This is a genomic window from Streptococcus oralis, from assembly GCF_023109005.1.
GTDB lineage: Bacteria > Bacillota > Bacilli > Lactobacillales > Streptococcaceae > Streptococcus > Streptococcus oralis_BU.
The window spans coordinates 36,922-47,165 of the sequence record NZ_JALDTU010000011.1 but is presented as its reverse complement, the minus strand read 5'-3'; the positions used below and the strand labels follow the sequence as shown (position 1 = coordinate 47,165).

General features: G+C 36.1%; 9 protein-coding genes and 1 pseudogene. All 10 read right to left on the bottom strand.

The window, feature by feature from the left end; genetic code table 11:
* Nucleotides 1-203: pseudogene (locus M1F56_RS09310) on the bottom strand (23S rRNA (uracil(1939)-C(5))-methyltransferase RlmD); the annotation flags it as partial.
* 39 nt (nt 204-242) lie between these two features.
* Entirely contained in the window at nt 243-2,201 is a 1,959-nt protein-coding gene (gene ftsH, locus M1F56_RS09305) for an ATP-dependent zinc metalloprotease FtsH (protein WP_247917522.1), read from the bottom strand.
* Between the two features lie 15 nt (nt 2,202-2,216).
* Nucleotides 2,217-2,759: a hypoxanthine phosphoribosyltransferase gene (gene hpt / locus M1F56_RS09300; protein WP_000889402.1), complete on the bottom strand. Its 543-nt coding sequence runs from the start codon at nt 2,757-2,759 to the stop codon at nt 2,217-2,219.
* A 4-nt stretch (nt 2,760-2,763) separates the two neighbouring features.
* Nucleotides 2,764-4,041, bottom strand: a complete 1,278-nt coding sequence (gene tilS / locus M1F56_RS09295; RefSeq protein ID WP_247917521.1) for a tRNA lysidine(34) synthetase TilS — start codon at nt 4,039-4,041, stop codon at nt 2,764-2,766.
* Nucleotides 4,038-5,306, bottom strand: coding sequence for a serine hydrolase (locus tag M1F56_RS09290; protein WP_247917520.1), 1,269 nt, complete (start codon nt 5,304-5,306; stop codon nt 4,038-4,040). Before M1F56_RS09290 ends, tilS begins: the two co-directional genes overlap by 4 nt.
* Nucleotides 5,299-5,421 (bottom strand): SP_0009 family protein, encoded by a 123-nt coding sequence (locus tag M1F56_RS09730; RefSeq protein WP_000429343.1) that lies wholly within the window; start codon nt 5,419-5,421, stop codon nt 5,299-5,301. Before M1F56_RS09730 ends, M1F56_RS09290 begins: the two co-directional genes overlap by 8 nt.
* Nucleotides 5,422-5,425: 4 nt before the next feature.
* Complete coding sequence (locus M1F56_RS09285; protein WP_000041924.1) at nt 5,426-5,794, bottom strand: septum formation initiator family protein; 369 nt, start codon at nt 5,792-5,794, stop codon at nt 5,426-5,428.
* Nucleotides 5,787-6,053: an RNA-binding S4 domain-containing protein gene (locus tag M1F56_RS09280; protein WP_001234973.1), complete on the bottom strand. Its 267-nt coding sequence runs from the start codon at nt 6,051-6,053 to the stop codon at nt 5,787-5,789. The genes M1F56_RS09285 and M1F56_RS09280 overlap by 8 nt, the downstream gene beginning before the upstream one ends.
* Nucleotides 6,054-6,110: 57 nt before the next feature.
* A complete protein-coding gene (gene mfd / locus M1F56_RS09275) occupies nt 6,111-9,614 on the bottom strand; it encodes a transcription-repair coupling factor (RefSeq protein WP_247917519.1) in 3,504 nt (1,167 codons plus the stop codon).
* The gene (gene pth / locus M1F56_RS09270; protein ID WP_000163921.1) at nt 9,615-10,184 is read right to left on the bottom strand and encodes an aminoacyl-tRNA hydrolase; all 570 of its coding nucleotides are present in this window, start codon (nt 10,182-10,184) and stop codon (nt 9,615-9,617) included.
* Nucleotides 10,185-10,244 lie beyond the last annotated feature (60 nt).

Sequence of the window (10,244 nt, the reverse complement as noted above, 5' to 3'; positions counted from 1 at the left end):
GTGTGGGGAAACATATCGACCGACTGGATATACTGGAGATCATAGACTTTTACCAGTTTAACTAAATCTCGCGCCAATGTCGAAACATTACAAGATACATAAACCATTTTTTCTGGAACATAGGTTAGGATTGTATCTAATAATTTGTCGTCTAAACCCGTCCGAGGAGGATCGACTATCAGGGCATCTGCTCGGTAGCCATCACATTAGAACATAAAAAGAGAGGTCGAACCTCTCTAAATTTATTTTTCTTCACTCATTTTTGATTTTACTTCATCATAAGATAGTGCATGAGACTCCTCTTCTACTGTCTCAGGCATTTTTCCTGTCTCGTAAAGAGATTTAATCTGTGTACTATCCAATGTTTCGTATTTCAACAATGCTTCTGCAATCAACTTGTGGGTTTCACGATTTGATTGAATAATTTCAGCTGCTTTATTTCGTGCCTCATTTAATAATAAACGTACTTCTTCATCAATCTCATAGGCTGTTTGTTCTGAAATTGATTTTTGAGGACTTTGTACACCAAACATAGCATGATTTCCTTCGTATTGAACTGGTCCTAGTTTTTCACTCATACCATATTCAGTGACCATTGCACGCGCCATCTGAGTAGCTTGTTCAAAGTCATTTGAGGCTCCTGTAGTTTGAACATTAAAGATAATTTCTTCAGCTACACGACCACCCATCAAACCTGCCAATTGCTCTTTCATATCTTCTTTAGACAGGAGCATTTGATCTTCTTTAGGAAGTGCAATCATGTATCCGCCTGCACGTCCACGTGGTACAATGGTAACTTTATGAACAACACGGGCATTTGACAAGACTAAACCAACAATGGTATGTCCAGCCTCGTGGTAGGCAACCAATTCACGTTCCCTTTGTGATACTGTTTTATCCTTCTTAGATGGTCCAGCAATCACTCTGTCCTCTGCCTCATCAATATCTGAAGCATCAATAATTGATTTGTTGCGACGGGCTGCAACCAAGGCTGCCTCGTTTAGAACATTTTCTAAGTCAGCTCCCACAAAGCCTGGGGTTTGTTGGGCAACTAGTTTCAAATCAACATCGTCTGCCAGAGGTTTATTTTTAGCGTGAACTTTCAAGATTGCTTCACGACCTTTAACATCAGGGCGACCAACCAAGACTTTTCTATCGAAACGTCCTGGGCGGAGAAGAGCTGGATCTAGAACATCTGAACGGTTAGTTGCAGCGATAACGATGATTCCTTCATTTCCCTCAAAACCATCCATCTCAATCAGGAGTTGGTTCAAAGTTTGCTCACGTTCATCATTTCCTCCACCAAGGCCGACACCACGTTGGCGACCAACAGCATCAATTTCATCGATAAAGATGATAGCTGGCGCTGCTTTTTTTGCATCCTCAAAAAGAGAACGAACACGACTTGCACCAACTCCGACAAACATTTCTACAAAGTCAGATCCTGATATACTAAAGAACGGAACCCCTGCTTCTCCAGCAACTGCCTTAGCAAGTAAGGTCTTACCTGTTCCCGGAGGTCCTTCCAAAAGAACACCCGCAGGAATACGCGCACCAAGTTTTGTAAATCGTTTTGGGTCTTTTAGGAATTCAACAACTTCGACTAATTCTTGTTTTTCTTCCTCAGCACCTGCAACATCTGAGAAACGTACCTTGATATCTTCTTTATTAGCAGCTTTAGCCTTGCTACGTCCAAAACTCATTGGATTTCTACTATTATTTCCTCCCATATTTCCCATCATAGAGAATAGGAAGAAGAAAAGAATAGCAAATGGAACAACAGACACAAGGATATTGATCCACATACCACTTGAACTCTCATGTTTAACCGTCACCTCAGCCTGATGTTCAGAAGCAAGTTTTTGCAATTCTGCAACTGTTGAATCCGACGGAAGAATGGTACTTGAGAATCTTTCTACTGTTGTGGCAGCAGGAGTGAAAAATTGAATTCCTGTTTCTTCTTTACTAGTCTTAGGATTTTTATAAACACCAGACACTTCAATGATGCTACCATTTGGCTGATAGGTTAATTCTTTTACATTGTCTGCTGTAATTTCTTTTACCAATTCTGTATAGTTAATTTTTTCGCTTCTTCCTGCAGTATTTCCAGAGTAAAAATACTGGAATCCTGTTACAAGGAAGAAGATAATTAACAAGTATAGAAATGGATTTCTAACTAAACCATTATTTTGTTTTTTCATTAAAGATAGATCTTTCTAATTTGAATAAACTTCTTCTTTCAATACTCCGACATAAGGAAGGTTACGATAATTTTCCTTATAATCCAGACCATAACCTACCACAAACTCATTTGGAATAGTAAAACAAGTATAATCCGCTTCAATTTCAACAACACGTCCCTCTGGTTTGTCCAACAAAGTCGCGATTTTAACAGAAGCTGCTTCTCTTGCAATAAACATATCTCGCAAATTTTTCAAAGTTTGACCTGTATCGATGATATCCTCTACAAATAAAACATGTCTTCCTTTGATATCTTGAGTCACGTCTTGCTTGATATTGATGACACCACTACTTGCTGTTCCACCATGGTAACTAGATACCATCATGAAGTCCATCTCAATATGCGTATCAATATGTTTGACCAATTCAGCCATAAAAGGAATCGATCCTTTTAGAATTCCAATAAGAATTGGATTTTTCCCCTCATATTCTTTTGTTAATTGTGCACCTAGCTTTTTAGCTGCTTCTGTAATTTCATCATGTGAAACGAGAATTTTTTTTATATCGTGTTCTAACATCTTTTTACCTATCTATTTTTTCTATATAAAGTACAGTGTTCATTATATCATTTTTCGAGTTTTTACTCAAATCACTGGTCGCAATTCCTAAAATTGAGACAATTTCTCCAAATTGCTCAATAATAGGAGTTGTTTCCCGTTTTTCAATAGGGATTTTCAAATCTATAAATAAGCGTCTCAGTTTCTTTCGATGACCATTCAGCCTAATAACATCGCCAGGTTTTCGACCTCTAATTCGTATTGAAGTTTCCCGTGAAACCGTTACTTTTTGAACAGAATCTCCTTCAACAGGAATACCAAAGGAAAATAGATAACCCATATATCGAACTTGATTTTGATAGTGTAACACAAGTTCATCTTCCTTTTCATCGGCCTGAGGACTGATTTTACAAACTCGAAAATTCTGATACTCTTTTATCAGTTCGTAACCATTTTTAAGAGAGTGACGATACTGGCTTTTCGTTGCTAAAATCTGTCGAACTTCGGCAAACTGAGCCTTTGTCAGATTTAAGTCTGGAAATTGATTAAGATAATTCTGGAGCAAGATTCCTTGAGTTTGTTGAGAGTATGAAAATAGCTCATTCAAATCTTCCACATCAATTTGTTTAGAAAGCTCCGTTATTGTTGCTTGGTAATCTGAAATCTCCCTTCCTAAATCTAAAAGGGCGGATTTAAGACGAGGATTTTCTTTTTCAAGTTCTGGTAAATACCTATTTCGAATCCGATTGCGAAAATAGCTGTTCTCACGATTTGTTTGATCTTCGAAATGAAAAATTGGTGAAAAATCCTTTTTATGAAAAGGCAATAAGGGACGGATGATTTCAATATCATCAACTACTTGGCTTTCTTTTATTCCTATTAAATGACGTAGCCGACTTCCTCGAATAAAGCGCATCAAAATCGTTTCAATCTGATCATCTGCATGGTGGGCAGTGACCAAGGCAGTTGCTCCAACCTCTTTCATGATTTTCCTAAAAAAATCATAACGAAACTCTCGAGCACGCGCTTCTGAAAAATCTCCTGAAAAACTTGTGATATAAATAGGAATTTCAGCTGCATCAGCTAACTTCCTTAGTTCATTTTCCTCCCAGTCAGACTCACTTCTCTGCTTGTGATTGACATGTGCTAAAATCAACTCAATTTCCAACTCTTTTTGGTAAGTAGACAATAGATGGTATAAAGACATCGAATCCAGTCCACCAGACAGAGCCAATAAGACTTTAGAATGTTTTTTGAAATACTCTTTTCGGAGAAAATGATTTAAAAAATCCCGTTCCCTCATTTTAGAACCTCATAGACATCCTTGGCTATCTTAGCAATGGTGTCATAATCAGAATTTTTGGTGAAAATGGAAAGAACGAAAGGAGAATCAGTATAGACAATGGCAGTGTCGTGTTTAAACTCGTCGGCATCTCCAATTTTATGAGCTACCTTAACCGAAACACCTTTTGCGATTCGTTGGTTGTCAAAATCGGTCTTACCTAGAGACTCTATGACAAAACCATTCTGTTTATAAATAGCTTCCATGACCTTTCCAGCCATTTTCGAAGAAGTCAATTTATCATTCACATCCCAATCTTCACCCATAATGGTGGACATTTTTTCTTTGAAAGCCCCGTCAGATTGATTGGTCACATAATAACCTAAAATATTATGAGCAACATTGTCAGACTCTTTTGTTACCTTGGTAATCAACTGTTGAAGACTGTATTCTTTGTTATCTTCTTTTTTAGGTAAGCTACCACTACCTTCTGGTTTATAGGACCCAGGGAAACTATTTACTTCTGGGATATACTTGAAGCTACTGTCTAGCGTATATTCCCCTTGATTTATCTTATCTTGAGCATAATAAAGGTAGGCTAGTTTCAAGATGCTAGCTGCATAGAGTTTGCTGTCTTCATTCACCCCAGCCTCTTTACCCGTGCTCAGTTGTTTAACATAAATAGAATAATTTTCATTCTGATAGTTGTTTGATAAGATTTCTTGAACCTTCTGGATACGATTGTCCTCTTCTGAGACGAAATCTTTTGATACCCAACCAACTTGATCAATATGAAGAAATTCTTGTCCCTCAGCAAAAAGGGTTCTATCCACTGTTACGCGTTGATAGGGAGAGAAAGAGGAAGAAATTTCTTTCGCATCATAGGGGCTGTTGTAGATAACAAACCCTGGCTCCAACCATACTTGCCTATTTTGAGTTTGAACTTGACTTTGATCATAGACCAAGCGCTTATCTGCAAGGATAAACTGGTGATTATCTAATTTAAAAACAGGAACACCTTGTCTATTCAAACGCCATTCTACTATTTTAAAGGTGGTTTCAGGAGTCAATTTACCAGACTCCTTGACAAGTTCCTCATTAGCATAGACAGCTGTTTCTCCATATACCATTGGGGATTCCAGAGTTTCTTTATAGTAGAATCCATAATCAGACTCGGTTAGATAATAAATTTCTTGCGAAGAGTAAGGAAGCTGTTTTTCTGTGCTAACTACTCTTGAGGTTATGATAAAAGCAGGTAGCAATAAAACTACTAAGAACTTACGCATTCTTCTCTTCCCTTTCTTCTTGTAATCGTAATAAATGGTTTTTAGCTGCCAATTCCTCTAATTTTTCATCTGATAAACTTAAAAATTGTTCAACAACTTCCAATAAATTTTCCATGACATTACCTCGGAAGCAAATCAGGAATTGTGTAAATTGCTTCTCGTTTCTTTGAGTAATAGTACTTGGCGCGTGCATACTTTGCTACATAGTCTTCATCTTTCAACTTTGCAGCAAAAGCGGATTCCTTGTCCTTTTCATCACTGAGAGTTTGATACTGCTCTTTCAACTCTGTCAATTGCTGACGACGTTGCAGTAACTGATTATAGCTTTGGGCCAGATTATAGGTCGGTAAAATAAACAATAAAATCATCAAAATCAGAACCCAACCCATAAAGCGATTCCTCTTTTGTCTCTCCTTCATCAAGTAACGACGACGTTGGTGTTCATTTTGAATAAAAGAATTATTCATCTGTACAATATTTTTAGACATTTTCTTCTACCCGTGTTTCACTGATAATTTCATACATGCCTGCTGCATCTTCTTTTTTTGTACTATCTTTCATCTCTAGTACTTTAACAAGCAACAATTTATTTCCAAAGCGAATTTCAACTTGGTCATCAACTTTCAAATCCGTTGAACTTTTGGCCAAAATTCCATTTACCTTGATTCTACCTTTATCTGCTACTTCTTTTGCGACTGTGCGGCGCTTAATAATTCGTGATACTTTTAAATACTTGTCTAATCTCATTTTTATTACCTCAAATTATTATTGTACCATTTTTATCCTTTTTATAGAAGAAAAATGTTAACTGAGATTTGTTTCCTTTGATTCTTTTATCTCTAATAAGCTTTCTCCAAAAATCAGCAAACCTTCTAAAATTTCATAATCCTTCTTGTTTCGGACATCGAATACAACTTCCATTAATCCCTTATTCTCAGCTATGGCTGATTTTAAGTTCGTTGCGGATAAGGCTTTAAAATAATCTTGAGCCAAGAATAGTCGTTGAGTGACTTTTTCAAATTGAACTGTAATCTTATTTTCTTTTCTTTCCACACGTTCTACAAATACCTTGTCCAAATATGACTTAACCAAACCAATTTCTAAAAGGTATGCTACTACATCTGGGTATTCTCCAAAGCGATCCATCAACTCTTCTTGTAGTTCTTCATAGTTGACACGATTGTCAATTTGACGAATTTTCTTGTAAATTTCAATCTTATGTCGTTGGTCAGAAATATAAGTATCAGGAAGATAAGCATCAATTTGTAAAATCAACTCAGAATTTCCTTTGATTCTTTTATTCCCATTACCATTCCGTTTAGTGATAGCTTCCTCTAGTAACTGCGAATACAATTCAAAACCAACAGAATCAATGAAGCCTGATTGGGATTTTCCTAGGAGATTTCCTGCTCCACGAATCGAAAGATCTCGCATAGCAATCTTAAATCCTGATCCCAATTCTGTAAACCCTTTGATTGCTTCTAATCTCTTCTCAGAGACTTCACTGATTGATTTTTCTGGGCGATACATAAGATAAGCATAAGCAATGCGATTACTACGACCAACTCTTCCTCTTAACTGATATAAGGTTGACAAACCCATATGGTCTGCATTTTCGATAAATAAGGTATTGGCGTTTGGAATGTCCACGCCTGTTTCAATTATGGTAGTTGTCACCAAAATATCATATTGTCCATCAATAAAGTCCAATAGAGTATTTTCTAACTGAATTTCACTCATTTGTCCATGAACAAACCCAATCGAAGCTTCTGGAATCAACTCCTGTAATTCTGAAACCTTCTGGTCAATTGTGTCAACTTTGTTGTAAAGATAGTAAACCTGACCTCCACGCTCCATTTCACGCAAGACAGCATCACGAATCACACTATCATTCTTTTCCAAAACATAGGTTTGCACTGGATAACGATTGGTCGGAGGTGTTTCAATAACAGACAAATCTCGGATTCCCAACATAGACATATGAAGAGTACGAGGTATTGGAGTTGCTGTTAAGGTTAGAACATCCACTTGTTTCTTCAGTTCTTTCAATGTTTCCTTATGCTTGACACCAAATCGTTGCTCTTCATCAATAATCATCAAGCCTAAATCTGAAAACACAACATCTTTTGACAGAACACGATGCGTTCCAATCAAAATATCGACTTGACCATTCTTTAATTTTTCAAGTGTCTCTGCTTGCTCTTTTTTACTTCTAAAGCGACTCAACACATCAATATTAACTGCAAAATTTTGGAATCTCTCTTTAAAATTTGTATAGTGTTGTTGCGCTAAAACCGTCGTCGGAACTAGAACGACAACTTGTTTATGATCATTGACCGCCTTAAAGGCTGCACGCATTGCTACTTCAGTCTTCCCAAAACCAACATCTCCAACCAAAAGTCGATCCATGGGGTGAGAATCCTGCATATCTCTCTTAATTTCCTCAATACTACGAAGTTGATCATCCGTTTCAACATAAGGGAAAGCATCATCAAAAGCATGTTGCTCATCATCATCAGCTGAGAAAGCAAAACCCTTCAACTGACTACGTTCAGAATAGAGTTTGATTAAATCGTCAGCTATGTCCTCTACTTGATTCTTAACTTTTTGCTTGGCCTTTTTGAAATGACCATCATTTAATTTATTAAGTTTTGGCGCTTTACCATCACTTGAAACATATTTGGACAGTAACTGAATCTGCTCAACTGGGATGGAGATTTGATCCCCATTTTGATATTGAACACTGACATAATCTCGGTGAATCCCTTTAATTTCAATTGTTTCAATACCTAGATATTGACCAATTCCATGGATATGGTGAACAACGTAGTCCCCTTTTTCAAGCTCATTATAATCTTTTAATCGCTCTGCGTTCGAAGCATGTTGTCTTCTAAAACGACGTTTTAATTTCTTTTGAAAAATCTCATGTTCAGTAATCAAGAGAATTTTTTCATCTACAAAATGAAAACCATGTCTTAGATTACCCTCAATTAAGTTTACAGATTCTTTACAGATATTTGACTTATCTTTAGAATCCAATTTAATCTGATATTCCTCTAAAAAATCCTCCAATGTTTTACTTCCCATTGAATTGCTAGACTGCAGAATAATGGTGTAGTTCATTTTTTTATATCGCTCAATTTCTTCTTTAAGAAAAGAAAATTGATTGAAAAACTCTTGCATGGGGTATTGATTAAATTGATAAATGTGATCAAACTTAAGATTTCCTAAGCCCTTTTGCAGATTGGAGAAAAAGGTAACTGGACTTTGTTTTTTATAGGTTTGCTCTGTATCTGCAAAATACTGCATCCCAGAAAATGATTTACCATTCTGTAAATCTTCTGTAAAGTATTGCGCTAATTCTCTTTCAAAGGCTTCATACTGATTCATCAATTTTTGATAGTCATCAAAGAATACTGGCGTGTCTTTTTCAATATAATCAAATACAGTCCATGTTTTATCATAACATAAGGACAAAAACTTTCGACTATCTGAATGTACTTGTTTTTGATGAAAACTTGACAAAATCTCTTCCAAATATGATTTTAAAATTGGTGATAAGATCTTCGAAATTTGCTTTTCTAAAGCTGACTGACCTCGTAAATAGTCACTTTCTTTTAAAAGTATATCACTAGCTGGAAAGATGGTTAGTTCTGTTTGATTTTCCTTCGATAATTGTGTCTCGACTTCAAAAGTACGAATGCCATCAACTTCATCACCAAAAAACTCAATTCGGAAAGGTTCTAACTGAGACATCTCAAAAATATCTAAAATATCTCCTCGAATACTAAACTCACCTTGGGTCTGTACTTGAGTAACTTTTCGATAACCGATTTCCTTTAATTTGTGAAGAAGGTCATGTTGGTCATATTCTTCACCAACTGCAATCCTTATAATACTTTCTTTAAATTCAGTTGGAGAAGGTAAAATCAATCGACTTGCTGCGATATTACAAACTAAAATCCCTTTCTTAGACGGATCACTCAAAAAACGCAAGGCTTCAACTCTCGAAATGATTTTTTCTTGTGAAGACATCAAAAACTCTACCATAGGAGAGTCGTCTACCAAAAATGGATAGACAAATTCCTCTCCTAAGATAGAAAGAAGATCACTGATAATTCGTTCTGCTTCTCCATAAGTTGATGTCAGTAACACAATCTTATTTTCTTTTTCTAGACTGCTTGCAATTACAAGAGCTTTGGTAGACGTTGATAAACCAAGTATTAGTTGTCTTTTCTTATCTATCAGATTTTGATGCCATTTTTTTATCTGGTCATTTTCTGAGAATAAATCTAATAAAGTCACCATTTATCCATTATACCTCTGCATCGTTTTCTCAAAGTTTTTCTCTTGTAAATAGTAATTTACAGCATCGTCAACCTTGTCAATTGACTGTAAAATACCTACATAGTCATCTTGATCAAACTTACTTAAAACATGGTGAACAACTGACATGCCTTTTTTGGGTCTTCCAATACCTATTTTAACACGGTTAAATACCTGAGTCCCTATATGTTGAATAATAGACTTGATACCATTATGCCCACCTGCTGAGCCCTTTGCTCTTAAACGAATTTTTCCGACTTCCATGTCAAGGTCGTCGTAAATAACGAGTAAATCTTCAATATCCAAACCATAGTAAGTCAATAAAGCATGAACTGCTTTTCCACTTTCATTCATAAATGTTGTTGGTTTGACGAGATAAATTTTTTCTCCATTGAAGAAAAAAGATGCTAGGTCAGCTTGAAATATCTTGTCATGTGTAAAGGTGACATTTTGTTTTTTAGCTAGTTGGTCAATCAACATAAAGCCAACATTGTGCTTGGTTTCAAAATATTTATCCCCTGGATTTCCCAATCCTACAAGTAATTTAGTCATTTATTTTCCTTTCAAAAGCCAAAAGGGTTGGAATTTTTTTTCCAACCTAATTGACACTAT